General features: G+C 42.5%; 22 protein-coding genes. 11 read left to right on the top strand and 11 right to left on the bottom strand.

Features of this window, described 5'->3' with window-relative positions; genetic code table 11:
- Positions 1-92: 92 nt before the first annotated feature.
- From MN869_RS12235 to MN869_RS12210, 6 genes are all read left to right on the top strand, one after another.
- Positions 93-1,286 carry a PLP-dependent transferase gene (locus tag MN869_RS12235; RefSeq protein WP_171550654.1) on the top strand — a complete coding sequence of 398 codons (1,194 nt, stop codon included), beginning with the start codon at positions 93-95 and terminating at the stop codon, positions 1,284-1,286.
- 18 nt (positions 1,287-1,304) lie between these two features.
- On the top strand, positions 1,305-2,852 hold the full coding sequence (locus tag MN869_RS12230) for a helicase HerA-like domain-containing protein (protein ID WP_243307692.1): 1,548 nt from the start codon (positions 1,305-1,307) through the stop codon (positions 2,850-2,852).
- Positions 2,853-2,994: 142 nt separating this feature from the next.
- Positions 2,995-4,206 carry an NO-inducible flavohemoprotein gene (gene hmpA, locus MN869_RS12225; RefSeq protein ID WP_243307689.1) on the top strand — a complete coding sequence of 404 codons (1,212 nt, stop codon included), beginning with the start codon at positions 2,995-2,997 and terminating at the stop codon, positions 4,204-4,206.
- Between the two features lie 79 nt (positions 4,207-4,285).
- Positions 4,286-4,738: an Rrf2 family transcriptional regulator gene (locus tag MN869_RS12220; RefSeq protein WP_243307687.1), complete on the top strand. Its 453-nt coding sequence runs from the start codon at positions 4,286-4,288 to the stop codon at positions 4,736-4,738.
- A gap of 84 nt (positions 4,739-4,822) precedes the next feature.
- Positions 4,823-5,599, top strand: a complete 777-nt coding sequence (yihA, locus tag MN869_RS12215; RefSeq protein ID WP_171550657.1) for a ribosome biogenesis GTP-binding protein YihA/YsxC — start codon at positions 4,823-4,825, stop codon at positions 5,597-5,599.
- A gap of 129 nt (positions 5,600-5,728) precedes the next feature.
- A complete protein-coding gene (locus tag MN869_RS12210) occupies positions 5,729-6,673 on the top strand; it encodes a metal-dependent hydrolase (protein ID WP_004804105.1) in 945 nt (314 codons plus the stop codon).
- A gap of 61 nt (positions 6,674-6,734) precedes the next feature.
- On the opposite strand, the gene MN869_RS12205 is transcribed toward MN869_RS12210, so the two are convergent.
- Both MN869_RS12205 and MN869_RS12200 read right to left on the bottom strand, forming a co-directional pair.
- The gene (locus MN869_RS12205) at positions 6,735-7,976 is read right to left on the bottom strand and encodes a dicarboxylate/amino acid:cation symporter (protein WP_243307686.1); all 1,242 of its coding nucleotides are present in this window, start codon (positions 7,974-7,976) and stop codon (positions 6,735-6,737) included.
- Positions 7,977-8,105: 129 nt separating this feature from the next.
- Positions 8,106-8,978, bottom strand: a complete 873-nt coding sequence (locus MN869_RS12200; protein ID WP_243307684.1) for an acyl-CoA thioesterase II — start codon at positions 8,976-8,978, stop codon at positions 8,106-8,108.
- A gap of 298 nt (positions 8,979-9,276) precedes the next feature.
- On the opposite strand from MN869_RS12200, the gene plsB reads away from it, so the two are divergent.
- Positions 9,277-11,823: a glycerol-3-phosphate 1-O-acyltransferase PlsB gene (plsB, locus tag MN869_RS12195; RefSeq protein ID WP_171550661.1), complete on the top strand. Its 2,547-nt coding sequence runs from the start codon at positions 9,277-9,279 to the stop codon at positions 11,821-11,823.
- A 38-nt stretch (positions 11,824-11,861) separates the two neighbouring features.
- On the opposite strand, the gene MN869_RS12190 is transcribed toward plsB, so the two are convergent.
- Together MN869_RS12190 and MN869_RS12185 are read right to left on the bottom strand one after the other, a co-directional pair.
- Positions 11,862-12,839 carry a putative solute-binding protein gene (locus MN869_RS12190; RefSeq protein ID WP_243307681.1) on the bottom strand — a complete coding sequence of 326 codons (978 nt, stop codon included), beginning with the start codon at positions 12,837-12,839 and terminating at the stop codon, positions 11,862-11,864.
- Between the two features lie 118 nt (positions 12,840-12,957).
- The gene (locus MN869_RS12185; protein ID WP_243307671.1) at positions 12,958-13,785 is read right to left on the bottom strand and encodes an NAD-dependent epimerase/dehydratase family protein; all 828 of its coding nucleotides are present in this window, start codon (positions 13,783-13,785) and stop codon (positions 12,958-12,960) included.
- 18 nt (positions 13,786-13,803) lie between these two features.
- On the opposite strand from MN869_RS12185, the gene recG reads away from it, so the two are divergent.
- Positions 13,804-15,849: an ATP-dependent DNA helicase RecG gene (gene recG, locus MN869_RS12180; RefSeq protein WP_243307669.1), complete on the top strand. Its 2,046-nt coding sequence runs from the start codon at positions 13,804-13,806 to the stop codon at positions 15,847-15,849.
- Positions 15,842-16,546, top strand: a complete 705-nt coding sequence (locus MN869_RS12175) for a phosphoribosyltransferase family protein (RefSeq protein ID WP_243307659.1) — start codon at positions 15,842-15,844, stop codon at positions 16,544-16,546. Before recG ends, MN869_RS12175 begins: the two co-directional genes overlap by 8 nt.
- Here MN869_RS12175 and MN869_RS12170 read toward each other — a convergent pair.
- Both MN869_RS12170 and MN869_RS12165 read right to left on the bottom strand, forming a co-directional pair.
- The gene (locus tag MN869_RS12170; protein WP_243307657.1) at positions 16,479-16,874 is read right to left on the bottom strand and encodes an NUDIX domain-containing protein; all 396 of its coding nucleotides are present in this window, start codon (positions 16,872-16,874) and stop codon (positions 16,479-16,481) included. The two genes, MN869_RS12175 and MN869_RS12170, sit on opposite strands and share 68 nt — an antisense overlap.
- Positions 16,875-16,884: 10 nt before the next feature.
- A complete protein-coding gene (locus MN869_RS12165) occupies positions 16,885-17,469 on the bottom strand; it encodes a TIGR00730 family Rossman fold protein (RefSeq protein WP_243307655.1) in 585 nt (194 codons plus the stop codon).
- Between the two features lie 172 nt (positions 17,470-17,641).
- Here MN869_RS12165 and MN869_RS12160 point away from each other — a divergent pair, with 172 nt between their 5' ends.
- Both MN869_RS12160 and MN869_RS12155 read left to right on the top strand, forming a co-directional pair.
- Positions 17,642-18,655: a magnesium and cobalt transport protein CorA gene (locus tag MN869_RS12160; protein ID WP_004657647.1), complete on the top strand. Its 1,014-nt coding sequence runs from the start codon at positions 17,642-17,644 to the stop codon at positions 18,653-18,655.
- Positions 18,646-19,191 carry a hypothetical protein gene (locus tag MN869_RS12155; RefSeq protein ID WP_243307888.1) on the top strand — a complete coding sequence of 182 codons (546 nt, stop codon included), beginning with the start codon at positions 18,646-18,648 and terminating at the stop codon, positions 19,189-19,191. The genes MN869_RS12160 and MN869_RS12155 overlap by 10 nt, the downstream gene beginning before the upstream one ends.
- A 52-nt stretch (positions 19,192-19,243) precedes the next feature.
- On the opposite strand, the gene MN869_RS12150 is transcribed toward MN869_RS12155, so the two are convergent.
- From MN869_RS12150 to MN869_RS12130, 5 genes are read right to left on the bottom strand one after another with little or no spacing between them, the layout of a single operon-like run.
- A complete protein-coding gene (locus MN869_RS12150; RefSeq protein WP_243307652.1) occupies positions 19,244-19,531 on the bottom strand; it encodes an STAS domain-containing protein in 288 nt (95 codons plus the stop codon).
- Positions 19,532-19,542: 11 nt separating this feature from the next.
- Entirely contained in the window at positions 19,543-20,175 is a 633-nt protein-coding gene (locus MN869_RS12145; RefSeq protein ID WP_004804079.1) for an ABC transporter substrate-binding protein, read from the bottom strand.
- 19 nt (positions 20,176-20,194) lie between these two features.
- The gene (locus MN869_RS12140) at positions 20,195-20,872 is read right to left on the bottom strand and encodes an outer membrane lipid asymmetry maintenance protein MlaD (RefSeq protein ID WP_016162220.1); all 678 of its coding nucleotides are present in this window, start codon (positions 20,870-20,872) and stop codon (positions 20,195-20,197) included.
- Positions 20,872-21,651 carry a lipid asymmetry maintenance ABC transporter permease subunit MlaE gene (gene mlaE / locus MN869_RS12135; RefSeq protein ID WP_005201238.1) on the bottom strand — a complete coding sequence of 260 codons (780 nt, stop codon included), beginning with the start codon at positions 21,649-21,651 and terminating at the stop codon, positions 20,872-20,874. Before mlaE ends, MN869_RS12140 begins: the two co-directional genes overlap by 1 nt.
- The gene (locus MN869_RS12130; protein WP_004804074.1) at positions 21,648-22,466 is read right to left on the bottom strand and encodes an ABC transporter ATP-binding protein; all 819 of its coding nucleotides are present in this window, start codon (positions 22,464-22,466) and stop codon (positions 21,648-21,650) included. The genes mlaE and MN869_RS12130 overlap by 4 nt, the downstream gene beginning before the upstream one ends.
- Positions 22,467-22,875: the final 409 nt, after the last annotated feature.

The raw sequence follows: 22,875 nt of genomic DNA, 5'->3' as shown, positions 1-22,875 counted from the left end.
CCGTACCGATTCTGTACAAAAGCAGCGCAACACTAGCGGCTTAGTTGATTTTCTCTTAACCTAAGTCATTCTATTGATTTAGCCCACGCACCATGACAACACACAATAAAGCACAAACTAATCTGATTCATGCACCACGCCAAGCCCCTCAATACATTGAAACCGTTCAACCTCCCTTATTTCGTGCATCGACGATTATTTTTAAAAGCACGGCGCACCTTTTTGACCGCCATTGGACCGATGCTTATGATTATAGTTACGGCACACACGGCACTCCGACGACGTTTACTTTAGGGGACAATATTGCCCAAATTGAAGGCGGACGTTATTGCTTACTTGCACCAAGTGGTTTATCTGCGATTAATCTCGTGAATAGTACAGTTTTAGGATCAGGTGATGAGGTTTGGGTCGCCGATAATATTTATGGCCCTAATCTTGAGCATTTAAATAATCTGCGAGATCGTTATGGCATCACCGTTAAAATTTACAATCCAATTGATGCCAATAGCTTTCAACCGACTGAAAAAGCAAAATTGATTTGGCTCGAAGCAGCAGGATCAGTCACTTTAGAATTTCCCGATTTAAAGAACTTGGTTAAAAAAGCACAGCAGGCCAATGTACTCACCGCACTGGATAATACATGGGGCGCAGGACTGGCGTTTAATGCTTTTGATTTCTCAGATGAGCATCTCACTGTTGATATTACAGTTCATGCACTCACCAAATATCCAAGCGGTGGTGGCGATATCTTAATGGGTTCTGTAGTCACAAATGACCAAGCACTCCACCACAAACTCTATCGTATGCATGCCATCCAAGGCATTTCTATTTCGGGCGATGATGCTGCGCAAGTTCAACGCAGCTTGGCGCATATGTCTTTACGCTATGAACAGCAAGCACAAAGTGCACTCACCTTGTTGAATTGGCTAAAACAACAAGCACAGTTTAGCCAAGTCCTGCATCCAAGCGATCCTGATGCAGCAGGCCATCAATTCTGGGCAGAAATTTGCAGCACTGGTAAAAGTGCAGGCTTGGTCAGTGTTATTTTCAAACCAGAATATGATCTAGCCATGATCAGAAAGTTCTGCGACAGCTTAACACTATTTAAACTCGGATTTAGTTGGGGCGGTCCTATCAGTCTGGCAATGTTGTATGACTTAAAACAAATGCGCACTTTGGAAAATACACATTTACAACAAGGTTTATTGGTTCGCTTCTGTATTGGACTAGAACATCCAGAAGATTTAATTCAAGATATTCAAAACGCATTAAAACAGCTCGATTGAGATTAAAACAGGTGAAGAATGAGTACACCAATCGTTATTGCAAAAAAAACCACTGATACAACACAAGATATTGTTTTACATTCTAAATTTGCAAACCGACATGGTCTGATTGCAGGTGCGACAGGAACCGGTAAAACCGTTACACTCAAAGTGATGGCCGAAAGCTTTTCTCGTATTGGCGTACCTGTATTCCTTGCCGATGCCAAAGGTGATGTCTCCAGTCTGGCCAAAGCGGGCAGCAGCAATCCTAAATTTGATGAGCGTCTAAAAAGCCTGCAACTAGATGCGATTCCTTTTGCAGCATCACCCGTTATCTTTTGGGATTTATTCGGTCAGCAAGGCCATCCAATTCGTACCACTATTTCAGAGATTGGCCCCTTATTACTGGCACAAATGCTCAATCTGAATGACACCCAAGAAGGCGTGCTTTCAGCAGTGTTTCGTGTGGCCGATGATCAAGGTTTACTGCTGATCGACTTCAAAGACCTGAAAGCCATGCTGACCTATGTTAGTGAAAATGCTGCCAGCCTCAAAGCCGAATATGGCAACCTTTCCCCTGCCAGTCTGGGTGCAATTCAACGTAATCTACTCGCACTGGGTGACCAAGGTGGAGAGCAATTCTTTGGTGAGCCAAGCCTGAATATTCTTGATTTCATTCAAACTGACACCAATGGCCATGGCTATATCAACATCTTGGCTGCTGACAAGCTGATGAACACGCCAAAGCTTTATGCAACGTTCCTGCTCTGGATGATGTCGGAACTATTTGAACAGTTGCCTGAAATGGGTGATATGGATAAACCGAAGTTGGTGTTCTTCTTCGATGAAGCGCATTTACTGTTTGACAATGCCAGCCCTGCTTTACAGCAAAAGATTGAACAAGTCGTGCGTTTGATTCGATCTAAAGGTGTAGGTATTTATTTCATTACCCAAAATCCACTGGATTTGCCAGAAAGCGTATTAGGTCAACTCGGTAACCGTGTACAACATGCTTTACGCGCATTTACACCTAAAGATCAAAAGGCAGTTAAAACCGCAGCAGATACCTTCCGCGCCAATCCAGAGTTTAAAGTCGACCAAGCGATTACCGAACTTGCGGTCGGTGAAGCCTTGATCAGCTGTCTAGATGAACAAGGGACACCACAGATTGTGGAGCGCGGCTGGGTGATGCCTCCTTACTCCTCCTTTACCCCGATCACTCCCGAAGAACGCCAAGTGATTATTGGACAAAGCATTGTAGCGGGTGTCTACGACCAAGCCGTGGATCGTGACAGTGCCTATGAAATACTGCAAAAGAAAGTGCTACAACAATCCCAGCAAAAAGAGGCAGATGATCTCGCCAAACAGCAAAGCAAAGAGCAAGATGCTTTAGCCAAGCAACAAGCCAAAGACCAAGAACGTTTTGCTCGTGAGCAGCAAAAAGCAGCAGAAAAGTCACAGCGTGATCGCGAAAAACTCACTCAAGATATCGTCGGTACTTTTGCGAAAAGCGCAGCACGTAGTCTCGGCGGTAGTACAGGACAAAAGATTGTGCGTGGTTTACTCGGTTCACTGTTTGGTAAATAGAAACCCTATCTTTCTAAAAATTAAGGGATAGTAAACTATCCCTTAATTTTTTTATGGCTTTTGTTTAAATATGCATTGCAAATACACCTTATAAGATGTATTTTAAATACATCTTATAAATGATAGCCAAGAGAGATCAAGCATGACTCCACAGCAAATTGACCTAGTAAAAGCCACAGTTCCTGTCCTACGCGAAAATGGTGTTGCACTGACTGGATACTTTTATAACCGCATGTTAGGTAACCACCCCGAATTAAAAGAAACCTTTAATATGGGACACCAACGCAGTGGGGCTCAAGCACAGGCACTTGCGGGTGCAGTGTTGGCGTATGCTGAGAATATTGAAGATCCATCGGTACTTCTACCTGTCGTTGAAATGATTGCGCATAAGCATGTCAGTTTAAATATTCAATCGCCTGACTACGGCATCGTTGGTGAAAACCTTTTGCACTCGATTAGTGAGGTCTTAAATATTTCAATGGAAGACCCATTGATTGGTGCATGGGCTGCCGCTTATGGTCAATTAGCAGACCTATTTATCAGCACTGAAAAAGCCATTTATGATCAACACCAACAAACCCAAGGTAGTTGGTTAGGCTGGCGTAATTTTAAAATTGCCAAAAAGGTCGTGGAAAGCGATGAAATCACATCGTTCTATTTAGCACCTGTTGATGGCGGTGCATTGCCATACTATGAAGCAGGTCAATACATTTCAGTCCGTGTGTTTGTCCCTGAACTCAACTTAAGACAACCGCGTCAATACACGCTTTCGACTAGCCCACAGGCAGATTATTTACGTATCTCGGTCAAACGTGAAGATGAAAAAGGTGAACTTGCAGGTGGCTGGGTATCTAGTACCTTGCATGGTTTAGCTGAAGGTTCAGAAATTGAAGTATCGGCACCAACAGGTAATTTCTATCTGATTGATAGCAGCAAGCGTAATGTCTTTATCAGTGGTGGTGTAGGATTAACACCGATGATTGCAATGTTGAACCAATTGGTGACTTTAGATATGCCGCAACCGGTTAACTTCATTCATGCCTGCCGTAGCAGCCAAGTACATGCCATGAAGCAGCATATTCAAGAGCTTAAAACCAAGTATCCACGTTTAAATACATTTACGGCATATGAGTTTCCACACCAAAATGACAGCCTTGGTGAAGACTACGATGTCGCTGGACGTTTAGATTTAAGCAGCATTGATGCCGCATTATTACCGACCAATGCCGATTATTATTTATGTGGCCCAATGCCATTTATGGCAGCGCAACATCAGGCACTGGTCGCTCGTGGTATTCCTGCTGCCAACATTCACAGTGAAGCCTTTGGTACAGGTGGCGTCAAACTCAGCTAAGCCGCACTACATTTTGCATAGGGCTAGTCTATGTTAGACTAGCCCTTTCTATTTCTTGCACTAGATTGAGTGAAACCACATGCAACTCAATAAGTTTACTGATTATGCACTCAGAATTTTGATGTATGTCGCTCGTCCGAGTGATGTACCTTATACGATTGCAGATATCGCAGAAGACTTACATGTGTCGCAAAACCACTTGGTTAAAGTCGTGCACTTCATGGGTAAACAACATTGGATTGTCACCATTCGCGGTAAAGGTGGTGGCCTACGCCTTAATCCGGAAGCTAAGAATCTGAAATTAGGTGCGATTGTTCGAACCTTACAAGGGAATCATCAAATTGTTGAATGTAACACCCCTCCTTGTGTACTTAGAGCCAACTGCGGACTAAAAGGGATTCTAGATCAAGCCTTAGAATGCTTTTATCAAAGCCTTGATCAATATACGCTTGGCGAAGTCGTCCAACAGGGCATTATCCCCTCTTCCACACGCTCAAATATCGACTTTTTAGAGCTTATTCATAAAGCTTAAAATCACATACAGATGAAGGATTCGCACGAACGCTTCACATCCTTTATAATGGTCGTTGCTATTTCTATTCAAAAGTAAGCTTCTATGCGTCGCAGTGAAAAATCGAAAGACACCAAAGCCAGACTCGCACCTAAACAAAAAATCAGTTATGAAAAAAAGGCTGACCCTGCATTAACTGAATATGCAGTACAGTCTTTAACTTGGTTACGCCAAGCTGAATTTTTGATGAGTGCGCCGAAACTGGCTTTATGCGTAGAAGATACGGGTTATGAAATCGCATTTGCTGGCCGTTCCAATGCTGGTAAATCAAGTGCAATCAATGCATTAACCAATCAAAAACAACTGGCACGCGCTTCAAAAAGACCGGGCCGCACCCAAATGATTAACTTTTTCAGCTTGGGCAATCCAGATCAGCGCTTAGTCGACTTACCTGGTTATGGTTATGCTGCGGTTCCTGAAGCGATGAAAATCGTTTGGCAGAAAGAACTTGAAAATTATCTGATCCACCGCAAAAGCTTACAAGGCTTGGTGTTATTGATGGATATTCGCCATCCTTTACAACACTTTGACTTGATGATGCTGGAATGGGCGCATTCACGTCATTTATTTGTCCATATCCTGCTGACCAAGGCCGATAAGTTAAACCGCGGTCCTGCCAATGAAGTTTTATTTGATGTAAAACAGCAATTGAAGAAAATGAAACTCGATTTCTCCATTCAACTGTTTTCGTCACTCAATCGTATTGGCTTAGAAGAACTGTCAACTGTCATGGCAGGTCGTTTGAATTACACCCTTGATCAACCAACGGAATTTGACCTTAGCCAAATCCCTGAAGCCTCAGAAACCGACATCCAAGAATAAAAAGTGCATTTTATGCAACTTGATGCATAAAATAATTTTTAATTGTCCCGAATTGCTAAACACAAACACTAGGTAGTTTTCATATACTGCTTAGTGTTGGTTCATTGCACTATCGATTAGGACTAAACGATGAAATTACTATCATTTGTGAAGAACAAAGTTCTTGGTTCTTCGATTGACTATAAAATCCTCCCACGCAAAGTAAAGTTTGACTGGGAAAATACGCCAGTGGATTGGATTCCAAACCAGCCTTTTGCCAGCTATTTTATTAATGAAATTAACAACATTTTACCTGCTGGTGAGTTTTGGTTTTGCCGTTTATATAACAAAGTCCTTCCAGAAATTACCGATGAAAAATTAAAGCAAGACGTCCAAGCCTTTATCCGTCAGGAAGCAATGCATGCCGTTGCCCATACCTCAGCCAATAAAGAATATTTGACGCAACGCAATATTGATATTCAGCGCAACCTCGACATCATGGATTTCTTATTTACCAAGGTTTTGGCAGACAAGCCTTTCGATAAAGAAATTCCGAAAGCACTCGAGCATCAATGGGATTTATTCCGTCTAGGTGTGATTGCGACTGTTGAACACATGACCTGTGTACTAGGCAAATATGCACTGTATAACAAGCGCTGGGAGGAACTCGGTGCAGATCCAGAAATGATCGATCTGATTAAATGGCATGGCTCTGAAGAAATTGAACACCGTACCGTTGCATTTGATCTCTATCGTCATTTGGGCGGTGGTTATATCGCACGTTACTACATGAGTGTTGCTGTGATTATTGGTGTGCTTGGCCTTTGGGTCGATGGTGCAGCGCATATCATGAGCCAAGACCCTCGTTTTGCTGACAAGAAACCAAGCTTATTTAAGCCATGGATCTGGATCGAATGGTCGAAGATCGCGTTAAAAGACGCTAAAATCTTGCCAGGTCCTGCATGGTTGGTTGCACAACAAATTGATTACCTTATGCCGTGGTATGACCCAGTCAAAGAAGGCAATACGCAAGATGCTGTGAATTATTTAAATAATTCCCCTGCTGCAAAACGCGCCTTACAACCCGCAGCATAAACATTCTTTTATAGAATAAAAAAAGCAGGAGTCATCTCCTGCTTTTTTGCGTCCAATACGATCAACTTGATTCAGCTTCTGCCTGTTTTGCGTAGCGATCAACCACCACACTAATCATCATATCGCCTTGTACATTGACCACAGTACGCACCGTATCCAACACCCGGTCGATCGGCAGTAAAATTGCAATCGCCTCCGCAGGTAAACCGACTGACTGTAGCACCATAATCATGGTCACCATCCCCGCACTCGGAATTCCTGGCGCCCCCAAAGAAGCAATCATGGCGGTTAAACAGACAATAATCTGCTGCGTTAAACTCAAATCCAAGCCCATCAGATTTGCAATAAATAAGGCAGCCGCAGCTTCATACAAAGCAGTACCATCCATATTCAGTTGTGTGCCTAAAGGAATCACAAAACCTGCCGTTTGCGGCCGTACACCTAAGTTTTCCTGTGCACACTTCATACTCAGCGGCATGGTCGCTGAACTGGAACTGGTCGCAAAAGCTGTGACTAAAGCGGTTCTCGCCCCTCTAAAAAAGGTGATCGGATTCATCCGCCCAAAAATCCACAACAAAGCAGGTAACACCACCACGCCATGAAAAATAGTCGTCCCCGTCACTACTGCCGCAAATTCAACCAACCGACTCAGTACCGATAAATCTTCTGTCGCAATCAACTTTGCTAAAAGCGCAAAAATCCCGATCGGCGCAAGTTTCATCACCCAGCCCACTAACATCATCATCATGTCAAAGAATTGTTGGCTGATATTACGAACTAAGGCAAAACGCTCTCCACCCTTGACCAAAGCCACTCCAAGAAATAAGGCAAATACCACCACGGCGAGTACATTGCCCTCGCTGAATGCCTTAAATGGATTAATTAAAGTGTTTTGAATAAAGGTGGTGACAAAACTTGATGGGGTTAAGGTATCTGGGGTTTGGTGGTTGTCCATTGCAGCTTGAAACAGCTGGATATCCACCCCCTTGCCCACATCAAACAGATGCGCACAGCTAATCCCCAAAATAAGTGCCAAAGTGGTGGTGGTCAAACAGCTCAATGCAGTAATTTTCCAAACACGTCCAAACTGCCCGCCTGCCTGTAAGTTGGAAACACCGACCACAATCGAACTAAAAATTAATGGGATCAGTAACATTTTCAACAAACCAATGAAAACACTACTTAGGATGCCTAGCCCGTAAAGACTATATTCAACAAATGCAGTTTGCGGATAGGCAATCAATAGAAAACCAAAGGCCACACCGAGCACAGCTGCAATTAAAATTTGTGTATTTAAATTCATTGTTTAATGGGTAAACATTTAACTTAGCCGTACTATGGCATGCTCATGTTGAAGAATCGAGCAATTTTTTGTCACATCCTTATGATAAAAAAAGCCATCATAATGATGGCTTTAGTACTGCTTTATTGTTTACTGGGTTTCGATTTCTCTGAGCCGAATCAACCCTTCTTGGACGGTACTACAGACCAACTGACCATTTTGCCACATCCGGCCAAAATTTAAGCCGCGTGAACCGGCACTAATCGTTGCCTCCATGTCGTACAGCATCCATTCATCCGCACGTAATGGACGATGGAAATAAATGGTGTGATCGATACTGGCACATTGTAGATTCGGCGAAATCCATGACAAACCATGTGGACGTAAAGCCGTCGTCATCAAAGTAAAGTCTGAATAGAACGCCACAATCGCCTGATGTAATGAAATCTCATCAATATTTTGCGGGATTTGATCATGCGTACGAATGTAGTGCGCATAAAATGGAGCTTCAGGCTGGGGTTGAAACGGATTGATCAACTGTGTTGGTCTGATTTCCACATGACGTTCACGCATAAAACTGGCACGTACATTTTCAGGTACAAAATTAATCAGACTTTCTTTCAGCTCATTCTCAGACTTTAAGGTCTCTGGTTCAGGGTACTCAGGCTCTTTATGTTGATAATTTAAGCCTTCTTCTGGATTGGCAAAAGAGACCATTGCAGAGAAAATAGTACGGCCATGTTGAATCGCACGAACCTGTCGACTGGCAAAGCTTTTACCATCTCTGAGTGGATCAACTTCATAAATGATCGGTGCATTGACATCACCGCCATACAGGAAATAGGCATGTAAAGAGTGTGCTGGACGATCTGTGGTGTACGATGCCGCTCTCAAGGCTTGTCCAAGAACCTGCCCACCGAATACTCGCTTGCCTACCAAATTGCGGCTATTGCCCCGAAAAATATGCTCTTCAAGCTTTTCCAGAGTCAACAGTTCTACCAATTCTTGAGTTAACGCATTCATGTAATAGCCTTCCAACATCAATGAGGAGAGATCAACCAATCCTTTCAGGGTTGATAATTTTGATTGTGCCACAAATTCAAATGACAATGGTCAGGATAAAATGATTCATCCGTCACGATAATGATGTATTGATTATCTTAATATGTATTTATAGCGGCTAAAAATACGATTTTTAACGATAAAATCTACCAAATACGCTATATTTTGTCAGAAAATAACATACCGTTTCATGTAAGAATATCGCAGAATGTCGTGTTCAGCATGACTCGATGTCCGGATTATTATTTAGGAGTTTGTAATGTCCAAGACTGGATTTGGTCAAATGTATCGCCAACTTTCGAGTAAGTTACTTGACCTTGTGGTAACCCCACATGTTCTTGGTGAAGTTCCTACAGAATCCACCACTACAGAGCCAAACACAACCGATTCAAATAAGTTAGTTTGCTATGTTTTACAAAATTATTCGCGTAGTAATGCCTTGGTGGTTGATGGTGAAACCCGCCGTCTCAATTTAAAGCCCGCATTAGATCCCTTGAGTTTTGGGAGCTATCAAGAAAAAAATTCAGTCTTGTTTTTACATCATAACGAAAATAATTTTTTTAATACTCAAACATTCCCACCTCGCCTGTTACAACTGGTCGAAGCCTTAGAACAACAAACTGATATTGATATTCAGCTTGTGCCTGTGACGGTTCTTTGGGGACGTTCACCTGATAAAGAAGATTCTTGGTTTAAATTATTATTCTCAGATACTTGGGCAACCCCAGGGACAGTCAAACAACTGATGAATATTGGTTTGCATGGTCGCCAGTCTTATTTAGAGTTCCATGAACCACAATCTTTGCGTGAGTTGGTAGATTATGCCAAGACCAACCACCCAAATATTTCGCCAGCAACCTATATTGCCAGTTCATTAGATACCTATTTAGATCAGCAACGTGAAGTCGTGCTTGGTCCTGACTTATCAGACCGTCGCAATGTGATGCAATCGGTAGTGAAGTCCGCTGAGGTACAAGATGCCATTCGTCGTGAAAGCATTCAGCATAAAATCAGTATGCTCGAAGCTGAACGTCGTGCCATCGGCTATGTCAATGAAATCGTGTCTGACTATTCGGCATCTGCGGTACGCTTTGCAGATATGGCCTTAACCCGTTTATGGACACAGCTTTATGACGGCGTAGAAGTCCATAATTTCAGTACCGTACGTGAGCTGGCAAAAGACTACGAAATCGTTTACACCCCATGTCACCGTAGCCATATCGACTATTTACTATTGTCTTATGTGATTTATAAACGTGGCTTGATGATTCCATATATTGCCGCAGGTGATAACCTCAACCTACCATTTGTGGGTCAGTTATTACGTGGTGGCGGTGCCTTCTTTATTCGCCGTTCTTTCCGCGGAAATGCACTTTACACCTCTGTATTTAAAGAATATTTATACAGTATTTTATCGCGTAATACGCCAATCGAATACTTTATTGAAGGTGGTCGTTCACGTACCGGTCGCTTACTCCCGCCTAAAACGGGGATGCTAGCAATGACCATCCAAGGTCATTTACGTGGTCCTGCAAAACCAATTGTCTTTGTACCCACCTATATTGGTTATGAGCGCCTGATGGAAGGCTCAACCTATGTCGGTGAAATGCAAGGTCAACCGAAAGAAGCAGAATCCATTTTTGGTATCGTGAAAACCTTACGTAAAATTGAACGTATCTTCGGTAAAGTGCATGTTAACTTTGGTGAACCTGTATTCCTGAATGATATTCTGAAACAACAGGGTGCGGAGAATATTCAAGCGGATACTGCAAGCACCACAGAGATTTCCAATGTCGTTGCAAGCTCGGCCAATCTGATTTTAGAGAACATCAACCGCGCTGTGGTCATCAACCCTGTGTCATTACTGTCTTTAATTTTATTGGCAACACCAAAGCACACTTTAGATGAAGAAATCTGTGCGAAACAGCTCGATATCTACCGTGACTTGGCAACACAACGACCATATGATGAGCGCACACAAGTGACCTCATTATCAGGTAAAGAGATCATTGCTTATGGTCTCAAGCTCAAGTTAATCAAACGTGTACAACATGTATTAGGCGATATTATTGCGATTGAAGATAATCAAGCCGTATTGCTGACTTACTTCCGTAATAACATTTTACACGCCTTTGTTTTACCGTCATTGGTGGCTTCGCTGGTTGAGCACAATGGTAAAATTCACAAGAACGACTTAAGCAATGTGATCCGTACCTTGTATCCGTTCTTAAAAGCTGAATTATTTATGAAATGGGAAGCTGCTGATCTACAAAAGCAGATTGATAATTATATTGATGCCTTGGTTCAGATTGGTTTGATTTTCCAAGATCATGATGGCAATTTATTCAGCCCAACGCCAAATAGCGAAGAACATCAAAAGCTTGTCACTTTAGCTCTACCCGTCAAGCAAAGTTTAGAACGCTATTACATGACACTGGCACTGATTACTCAGCGCGGTTCAGGCAACATTTCAACCAAGCAAGTTGAAGAGCTGAGTCACCTCTTAGGTCAACGCTTATCTGTGCTGTATGAATTCAACTCACCAGAGTTCTTCGATAAAGCCTTATTCCAAAGTTTTATTAAAGTCCTGACGCAACAGAATTATATTCGTAACAATGAGCAAGGTTTCATTGAATATGATGATAATTTCAGTGAAATGGCCGCAGGTGCACAGCTGGTCTTAGATGAAACGACGCTACAAATGTTGCAGCACATCACCACCTTCAGCGATGAAGAGCTGGCTGAGGCATTAGAAGCCATGGCTTCACAACAAGCCAAACGTCGCTTAAAACGCAAAAAATCTTAAAATTAAAAAAGGCAACTTCGGTTGCCTTTTTTAATGCGCTAACGACACTCCAAATACTTCGGATCATCCAAACATCGCAGTCGTTTAATGAGCGATACAAAATACGCATCATAATAACCAGAGTCGACATAACGATTCCGAATTTTGACTACCATCGCGTCATAGCCCTGTTTCTCATAACCTGAGATATCCGCCCAGTAATAGGCTGGTAAATGGTTTTCCCATTGAATGGCTTGTGCAGCAAGCACATTGCTGTTGCGTACAAACCAAGATCGTATTTGATGACCGAAGCCCACTGGATAGACTTGTGGTCGAATCACGATATTCATCGCAAAATACGCCATAGGGAAGTTGACGACCTGCGTGTCAGCACCAAATTCCTTTTTCAAGTTATACGGTAATATTCCATAGGCTGGTGCAGCCAAAATATCAATTTTCTTCTGCTTGAAAGATTCCACCGCATTGGAAAAATCTACGTAGACTGGTTTAGCGCCCACACTTTGTACCAATGCCTGCTGTGGTGGATTATTCTCCAAAATACCAATGGTTTTATTTTTTAATTGAGACACCTTATTGATCTGTTGCGTATTCATGATCATATAAGCCGTGCCGATCGGAATCATACCCAGCATTTCATAATCTGCCCCGATCATACGCTTTTCCACATTGCTATTATTTAAAAGCTGTAAAAAGACTCTGGCAACACGATTATTGGGAATCAGACCAATTCCCCCTGTTGTCCCCATAAAACGATTATAGCGATAGGTATTAAAGTTGGATGCCACTAAGCCTGAACATTTACGCTGCTCAAAAGCTTGTATAGCCTCCTTTTCATTTTTAAAGGTTTGAAATTTTAATTGAACTTGATTCTGCAGCGCATACAAACGAATATCTTGTAGACGGCGACTGATATCACCCTTTGTACTTAAAGGATCAAATACGCACCAAGACTGCTCAACAGCCCAACTCGCGCTGGTCATCAATCCTATGAAGAGCATGCAAATTATTTTTCTCATGTATCACCTTATTATGCCTCGCCGCAAACCATGTGCTCAATTCAGGCGGTTCCTTTACGGAATCTATTGGTATTTATAATTCAAAATACATACCAACTCTTTAAACTTTCTTTACAGTCTAATCAATTTTTTTTTCATTACTATGTGCCAATAACGCCTCAGCATAGTCATTAAAGCAAATCAAATGGTCAAATTTAAAATCAATCTCAACCAATCGTGTGGCATAAATTCGCTTGCCAGTGTGTTGTTCTGATACTAGTTTTAGAGGTTTTACATGAAGTTGCTGTTGAAACCACCATAATATTTCATGCATAGGGAGCGGCACATTATTGCTCACAATATAACTACGCTCTACTTTAGATAAATTAAGTAATCCTGCTAAAAACTTGGCTAAATCATCAATATGAATGCGATTACTAAAATGGATTGCAGGATAAGTCAGACTCTGTTCTGCCATTTTTTTGAGTCGGGCAATTGAAGTTCCATAAATGCCAGTCGGGCGAACAATAACACTCTGCTGCGGATAATGCGCTTGCCAAAGTAACTCCATCTTCTGAAGGATCTGCCCTTGCTCATCAGCAGCTTGTATCAGCGATTCATCATCAATTCGCTCTCCTGCATTTTCACCATAAACACGGGTCGAAGACACCACGACAATACGTTGTACGGGATGTATTTTCAGTGCGTTGACAATGGGTAATACACTGTCGAGATAGGTGTGCTGATAGGCTGCTACACCACTCTGTGCAGGAGCCAATACCACATACACCATATCAACAGGCGGCAGTTTACTTAAATCCAGCTGATGAATGTCCTGAAGATAATGGGTCGCGTAACAATCTGTTTTTTCACTGCGACTAATTGTGCTAATGTGGTGACCTTGCTCAAATAAGTGTTTAGCGACACGCTGAGATGTTTTACCATAACCAATAAATAAAATATGCATACACACCTTTGAGCAGAGATGACATCAGTTCAGCAATTACAAGGCGTTGGTGCTGCCGCAGCGACCCTTTTAGAAAAGCTTCATATTTTTAGCACGGATGATTTGTTATTCCATCTTCCGCGTGACTATGAAGATCGTAGCACTATTATTCCAATGAATCAGCTGATCGTTGGACGAAGTTACTTGCTTGAAGGTGAAGTCCGTTCCGTTGATTTTCCACCTGGGAAAAAGAAATCGCTCGCAGCCCTGCTACAAGATGATTTTGGCAAGGTGACCTTACGCTTTTATCATATTTATAAAGGTCTGACTGATCGCATCCAAATGGGACAACGACTACGGATTTTTGGTGAAGTCCGTGTCGGTGCACGGGGTTTGGAGTTGTATCACCCTGAAATTCAAGTGATTCAGCAACATACTGCTTTACCGAAAACCCAACTGACTGCGATTTATCCAAGTACCGAAGGGCTAACCCAACCCAAGCTGCGTGAATATGTCCGCCAAGCCTTGCAGCATCATAGTGATGACTTACCTGAATTACTCCCCAGCAAATACAGCAATGGCTATGAGCTTAAACAAGCGCTCCATTACATCCATGAGCCACCGATTGATGCCAATATGCTGCAACTCAATCAAGGTTCGCATCCTGCACAACAACGCCTGATTTTTGAAGAACTGGTTGCCCACCAAATCAGTTTACTCACCCGACGTGCTTATATTCGCCAGATTGCCGCCCCACGTTTTAGCAGCAGCAAAGTGCTGGCAAAGAAACTCTTGGAAGGCTTGCCTTTCCAAATGACCAATGCACAAAAGCGGGTTTCCAAAGAAATTCTACAAGATCTTAAACAAGATCAACCGATGCTACGCTTGGTGCAGGGTGATGTCGGCGCAGGTAAAACCTTGGTGGCCGCAGTCGCGGCGTGCCATGCCTTAGAAGCGGATTGGCAAGTGGCCCTCATGGCACCAACTGAAATTTTAGCTGAACAGCATTATTTAAACTTTAAGCGCTGGTTCGAACCCTTGGGCATTCAGGTGGCATGGCTGTCAGGCAAACAAAAAGGCAAAGCCAGAACCCATGCGGAACAACAAATCAAAGAAGGTCATGCGCAACTGATCGTAGGCACGCATGCCTTATTTCAAGATACTGTTGGATTTTCCAAACTTGGCTTGGTGATTATTGACGAACAACATCGTTTCGGCGTTGACCAACGTCTTGCCTTAAGAAATAAAGGTGCTGATCAATTTACGCCACACCAATTGGTGATGACAGCCACACCAATTCCTCGTACTTTAGCCATGAGTGCATATGGGGATTTAGACACCTCGATTATTGACGAACTTCCGCCTGGACGCACCCCGATTCAAACCGTAACCATTCCATTAGAACGGCGTGAACAGGTATTGCAACGCATCGCAACCAATTGCCGTGAAGGTAAACAAGCTTATTGGGTCTGTACCTTGGTAGAACAATCTGAAACGCTGGATGCGCAAGCGGCAGAAGCCACTTATCAAGAAATTAAAGAGCGCTTTCCAGACATCAACATTGGTCTGGTACATGGCAAAATGAAGGCTGATGAAAAGCAAAGTGTTATGCAAGCCTTTAAAGATAATCAATCCCAACTGTTAATTGCCACCACAGTGATTGAAGTCGGGGTCGATGTACCGAATGCTTCGATTATGGTGATTGAAAATGCAGAACGTTTAGGCCTTTCCCAACTGCATCAACTTCGTGGTCGCGTGGGTCGTGGGGCAACCGCCAGTTTCTGTGCCCTACTGTATAAAACACCTTTATCACAAAATGGTCAGGAACGCCTTTCGATTCTCCGTGAAAGTAATGATGGTTTTATCATTGCAGAAAAAGATTTAGAAATACGTGGTCCCGGCGAGTTGCTAGGTACCAAGCAAACGGGGGATATGGGCTTCCGTGTCGCACGTTTAGAACGCGATGATCATTTACTGACACAAGCACATTACGTCGCTGAGCAAATCCTTAAAGACTATCCACAACATGCGGACGGACTATTAAAACGCTGGCTGCCTGAAGCACCAAGATATGCCTATGTTTAAGCGACTTGGCACATCAGCACAGCAGCTATTTGATTATTTTACACCTTGCAGTCTCTGCGACATCGGTATGAAACGCCAATTCGGTGTTTGTCAAAGTTGCTGGCAACAACTGCCTTGGTTAAAGCAAAGGATCGAGCGCAATCAGCAACAGATCTTGGTTGCTTGCCATTATCAATATCCAATTGATCGTTTGATTCAACAATTCAAATACGAGCAGAAACTGCATCATCAGAGAATATTAGATGGCCTGCTATTACAACTCAGACTTCCTAAAGTACATGCGATTGTACCGATGCCAATTTCGATTGATCGCCTAACAGAACGTGGTTTTAATCAAGCCCTGCTATTGGCCAAAACACTAAGCACTTATCTCAATGTTCCTGTATGGCAGCCCGTACAACGCTTGGCTCAACACTCACAAAAAGGCTTGTCGCGCTTAGAGCGTATGCAAGATATTGAACAACAATTTGTGGCAGCACCACCTAACTCAATTCGTTATCGCAAAGTCCTTATTATCGATGATGTACTGACCACAGGCAGTTCGATTGGTGCTTTATCTAAGGTACTTAGCCAACTCGGCTGCCAACACATCTATAGTGCCTGCATAGCAGCCGCACAAGTACAACAAACTAATTCACTTGATTTTGCTGACACCACGGAATCACAATTTCTTTCGTTAAGGGCGCAAGTAAAGTAAATTGATCATCTAAATCAATCCATTTCATTTCTGCGATTTCGGCTGCAATTTGCGGTGGCTGTTTCAATTCAACTGCATACACATAACTCACTAAAACATGATCAGGTTCATTGGCGGCAGCTGTTTCAAAACGACCAATGAATTGTTTCAGCTCACATTCACAACCAATTTCCTCCAAAATCTCACGTTGCATCGTGATTTCAGGCGCCTCATCCATTTCCAATTTTCCACCCACTTGCATAAATGCATGTGTGTTTTGCTTGCGTACTAATAACAATTGATTTTGTTCATTCAAAATCACAGCAGCCGCTACGGTGATAATTTTCACTCATTGATCCTCAAGCCTGAATTTCAGCAGTCGACATCCACTTCGGTGTCACAGATTGGTAAGCCGAAAATGCAGCCAGAATATCCTCAATTTGTTCCGCCACAATCAACTTATTGACAAAACGCTCCTGACTAAAACCACGCTCAACAGAACCTTGCAGCATTTTAAGCAGATCATCATAGAAGCCGTCAACATTTAAAAATGCGCATGGTTTCTGATGGATTCCTAACTGACTCCAGGTCCATTGCTCAAAAATTTCTTCCAGTGTTCCAGCACCGCCCGGTAAAGCCACAAAGGCATCGGATAGCTCAGCCATTTTGGTTTTACGCTCATGCATATTCTTAACGATATGCAATTCAGTTAAACCTGTATGTGCTAGTTCTCGATCGACCAAAGCATCAGGAATCACCCCGATAACTCGCCCACCCGCCTGTAATGCACTATTGGCGACCACCCCCATTAAACCTGAACGACCACCACCGTAAACCAAAGTTTGACCTTGTGCCGCAATTGCCTGACCGGTTGCCTGCGCCATTTGCTGATAAATTGGATCGTTACCGAGAGAAGAACCACAGAAAACACATATAGAATTCATACAATTAAAACCGTTTTATATAACTGTCATGCTGATAAAGTAGGCTATGTAACAAGATTTTTGAGAAAATAACGTTTAGGCAAGTGTTTTTCGTTTCATCCTTGTCTAAAATACACCCTGCTTTTCGGTAAACGACCGAAAACATTACACCGACTGCGCGAGGAAAAAAGACATGCTTGAAGCCTTTTATGCCACAGAGCGCGGTAGTCTAGAAGATGCAACCATCAACGGAGGTTTCGATCTCCACCCCGAACTGGTCTGGATTGATCTCATCGCCCCCTCCCAAGAAGAACAACAATGGGTTTTGGATGCGTATGACCGAAACTTACCGACCCTAAAGTCGCTTGAGGATATTTCCTCATCTGCACGATTTTACCGTGATGATGATGGAATTTTGCATATCAGCACCTATTTTTTAACAAAGAATAAAAACTTTCAAGTCGATGGTGATACTGACGACTCCTTACCCATGTTAGCAATGGTACAAACTGTTGCATTTATTTTGCATAAAGATCGCTTATTTACCATGCGTGGTGAAAAGTTGGTTGCATTCCGTGCCTTTCGTGCCCGCGCTCGTCGTAATGACTATGATATGGATTATAAAGATCCAACATGGATCTTGCTCGGCCTACTTGAAGCAAAACTAGATGAGCTTGCGGATATCTTAGAAGATATCCACAAGGACTTGGAACGATATTCCACAGAAGTCCTGAATAACCATCATCGCGAGAAAATACTCGACTTAGATGACATGATTACCCGCTTAGCTCAACAAGAAGATATGCTGGGAAAGGCACAGCTGTGTTTAATTGATTTACGTCGTGTCTTGACCTTTTTAGCGCGTCCACGTGCATTAGGCAGTCACATTTATGATGCCGACATTCGCGAGTTGAGTGAGGATGTTCGCTCACTAGTCGAACATGATGCATTCTTATTCCAAAAAGTACGATTCTTACTGGATACCACCTCTGGATTCATTAACACCGAACAGAATGACACGATTCGTCGATTCTCGATTTTACCCAGCATGCTTGCGCCCCCAATGCTGATCGCGAGTATTTATGGGATGAACACCGATGTGCTACCTTTTGCTCATGGCAGCCTCAGTTTTTGGATTGTGATTGGTATTCTGATGGCCTTCCTCGTCTTGCCAATGTTTTACTTCCGTTGGAAAAAATGGATCTAAACAGGAAAGGATTATTGCTATTTTTGAGTATAATCCTTTCAATCTCAACAGCTTTTGCATGTGCACCTCACTCCCCCAAAGATGTGTTTATCGCACGTGTTCAATCTATACAAAAGCAGTCTTCCGACTCCCAAAATCAATTTGAATTTCAGCATGTTCGCTTTGTATTTCAGCATTTTCTCACCAAGTTGTTTACGCCCAAACCTACCCGATGGCACAGTGATTTTCCAGCCAAAACGATAAAAACCAATGATTTAGTGATTGGTCTTGCCTACCCCGTAGATTCTGCTGCTCCCAATCATTATCGGATCAGCACTCTGGCATTATTAGGTTGTGAGAAAAATATCATATCGATCGAGCATCCAATTGCCCCCTTTACTGCATGGGATAGACAAGTTAAAAGCTGCAGTAAGGCTTCATCCAGCATCAAATTATTGGATGGTTTTTTAGAATATGATCAACGTTATTATTTAGCAAAGTTACATCAAAAATATCCAAGCTGTGAGGCGCTATTTTCTGCTTTTCCCAAAAGCTAGGCATAAAAAAGAGAGCTAAAAATAGCTCTCTTTTTCCACTTTGCCAGATCAATCAAATCAATTTCAAATCGTCTTGCAAATGGCAAGCTTGGATGATTTTCAACATCTTCTCAGACACATTTTTAAAGTGCAGGCCTTTATTTTCAGGTGTTTGACGCAACCATTGCACCAACACCGCCAAAGATAAAGTATTGCCGTGTTCAAGCTGAGCCAAATCAACAACCAAAGGAAAATTCTGATGTTGCTGAATATGCTTTAAACCAGCCTGATAGATCTGTTCTGCATTTTCAAAATTAATTGTCTTCGACACAATTAATTGCTGATCAATATATTGAATCACCCGTCACCTACTTATTTTTTGCTAACAGCAGCATCTGCATCTGGTTTAAAGGTCGCAATCGCTTTATTGATGTCACCACCATTACGTTGAACCGTTGCCGCAAACTGATTACGGAATTGCAAACCAAGGTCAATACCAGACACATTGATATTACGTACTTTCCACTGGTCACCTTTGTCTGTTAACTGGAACGACACAGGGATTTTCTCGCCATTATGCAAGAAGTCTAAAGTGACCACAGGGTTTTTGCTGTTGGTCGATTTAAACGGACGCATGGTGTAGCTTTCGTTGGTATATTTTGCGAAAGCACCACCATAGTTCTCAATAATGACCGCACGGAAGTTTTGTTCAAACTGAGCACGTTGTGCAGCATTGGTGTATTGGTTATTCGCATAGGTCCCTAACACAATACGGGTAAATGCTTGTGAGTCTACATACGGGTCAAGATTCTGACGAATAATCGTTCTGACCAGAGCTGGATTATTCTGTAATTTTGCATTATCTGCTTTTAAACGAGTAATCAAGCCATCAGCTACGCGCTTAACAAAATCAGGTGGGGTCTCAGTTGGTGCCGCAAATGCTGCACTTGCAAGCATTGTTGATAATACGCTTGCTGTTAGAGTTTGTTTCAATAATGTGTTCACTTCAATCTCCTAACCTGAATTACTCAACAAAAGAGGGTTCTGCTTCAGTCGCCGCTGGCTTTGAAGCTGGACTTTCTGTCGCTGTTGAGCTCGATGTGGCTTTACCAGCGCCACCAGTAATAAACTTACTGATTAAATCTTCTAAATCCATTGTACCTTGGGTATTTGAAACGACATCACCACGTTTTAAGTAGTTCACACCACCACCTGGGACAACTTTCAAATATTTCTCACCCAATAGACCATTGGTTGCAACCATAATATAAGCATCTTCATCAAGGCTGGTGATGGAGGTCATGTTAGCAATAAGTTGCTGTTCCATTTCTTTTTGTTTCGCAGCATCAGCTTGTTGATAATCAGCGCTATAGTGCAATTCTTCAAGTGCATTCTTTTGCACTTCTTTCAGTTGCTCTGGGCTAAAGCTGGTCAACTTACCATCTAGATCAAATTTTACAGTTGCCAAACGTGTCACTGGATCAAGTGTAATTGATTCAACACGGCCAATGGTTACACCACTCATGGTGACTTTCGCGCGTGCTTTTAAACCGTTTACGTTATCAAACTGCGCTGTCATGCTGTAGCTATCACGTAAATTAGTACCGACTAAACCACTGACTTTCATCGCAAGAAAAAATAGAGCGATACCGAAGATAATGACAAAAATACCTACGGCCAGCTCACTAGTACGTGATTTCATTAAATCCCTCCGAACATGACCGCAGTCAACACGAAATCAAAACCTAATACACAAAGTGAAGAATATACGACCGTTCTGGTCATTGCAGTCGCGATACCTTCTGGCGTCGGATCACAAGCATAACCTTGATATACCGCTACCCATGTACAAATTAAAGCAAATACAATGCTTTTGATGATGGTGCCGTTAAAAACGTCATGCCAGAATTGTACGCTGCTTTGCATACCGCCCCAGAATGAGCCTTCATCCGCACCCAAGAAATCAACACCAACCATTTTGCCGCCAATAATCCCAATGGTTGCAAAAATCACCGTGAGCATCGGCAAGCTGACAATCCCCGCCCATAAACGTGGTGAAACGATTTGTCTAAGTGGATCAACCCCGATCATTTCCATGCTGGCAAGTTGTTCACTTTGTTTCATGGAACCAATTTCAGCAGTTAATGCTGAACCAGCACGACCTGCGAACAACAATGCGGCAACCACAGAAGCCAATTCACGTAATAGTGTCAATGAAATCGCAGTACCTAGCATTGCCTCACTACCAAAGGTGACCAGAATGCTGTACATCTGCAAACCCAGAACAGCACCAATAAACAAGCCAGAAACAGCGATAATCAGCAGGGACATGACCCCGACACGATACATTTGGTAAATAAAGCGCTGAAACCCACCTTTCGATGGCATGGAAAATAAAACTTGCAGAAGCATCAGTGCCGCAGCACCAATCCCCTTTATCCGCTCAATAACGAGTCTACCTAACCAGGCAATTGCATTCATGGACGAACCTCGTTATCTAAATATGCTTGGTGAGTAAATTGATATTCGACAGGCCCTTCAATAGAACCCGTTAAAAACTGGCGTACAAATGGCGATGCATGATTTTTTAATTGTTCAGGTGAACCTTCACCCTGAATTTTGCCTTCAGCAACCACATAAATATAATCAGCAATCGATAAGGTCTCTGCAACATCATGCGAGACGATAATCGTGGTTAAATCTAAAGCATCACGCAAAGAACGGATTAAACGGGTTAAAACGCCCATCACGATCGGATCTTGGCCTGCAAATGGCTCATCGTACATAATCAATTCAGGGTCTAACGCAATCGCACGTGCCAAAGCAACACGACGGTTCATTCCGCCTGAAAGCTCTGATGGCATTAACTGCTCAGCTCCACGCAAGCCCACTGATTCAAGTTTTAACGCAACTAACTCTGCAATAATATGTTCAGGTAATTTGGTATGTGCGCGGATGGGAAAAGCGACATTTTCATAAGTCGACATATCGGTAAACAATGCACCACTCTGGAATAGCATTCCCATACGTGCACGCGCAGCGAATAATTCTTGACGCGACATTGTCGCAATATCTTTACCGTCGAGCAGCACTTCACCATGATCAGGAAGTAATTGGCCACCAATCAAACGTAATAAAGTGGTCTTACCCGTACCAGACGGTCCCATAATTGCAGTAATTTGACCACGTCGAATTTTAAGACTGATATCGTCATAAATGACGCGTTCTCCTCGATTAAAGCTCAAGTTTTTAACTTCAATTAAGGCTTCGGTATCGAGAGGAGATTTGTTATTCATAATGGCATTCATTCCTGCACTTTTTATGCACGCATACTATACACTGAAACATTAAACGCTTGTTTTTATTTTGATAACCGATGGTACGAAGATTATTTAATTTATGTAGTTATTCTTCGAATCAGTTTGGCTGGTGGTATGTTGAGAATTGACATTAAAAGAATCAGAGTGACTGGTATCAAAAAGTGCATAGGCAAAGAACAAGCCATTACAAAGCATCAGAATGACGAATAGACATGGCAGTCCTTCACTACACATGAAAGACCACATTTGACTCAAAAGACTTTTATTTTGCTTAACCCTATTCATTTCTTTTATAAAATTTGAATTAGTACACATTTTTAAGATTTTACATGACTAACACAAAATAAAAAAGCCAGTTTTTCAACTGGCTTCTTGTTTTCATCGG

Origin of the sequence: Acinetobacter sp. NIPH1876, from assembly GCF_022808535.1 — a bacterium.
Classification (GTDB): Bacteria; Pseudomonadota; Gammaproteobacteria; order Pseudomonadales; family Moraxellaceae; genus Acinetobacter; species Acinetobacter higginsii.
The sequence above is the reverse complement of the archived record's forward strand: the minus strand, read 5'-3'. Positions and strand labels throughout refer to the sequence as shown.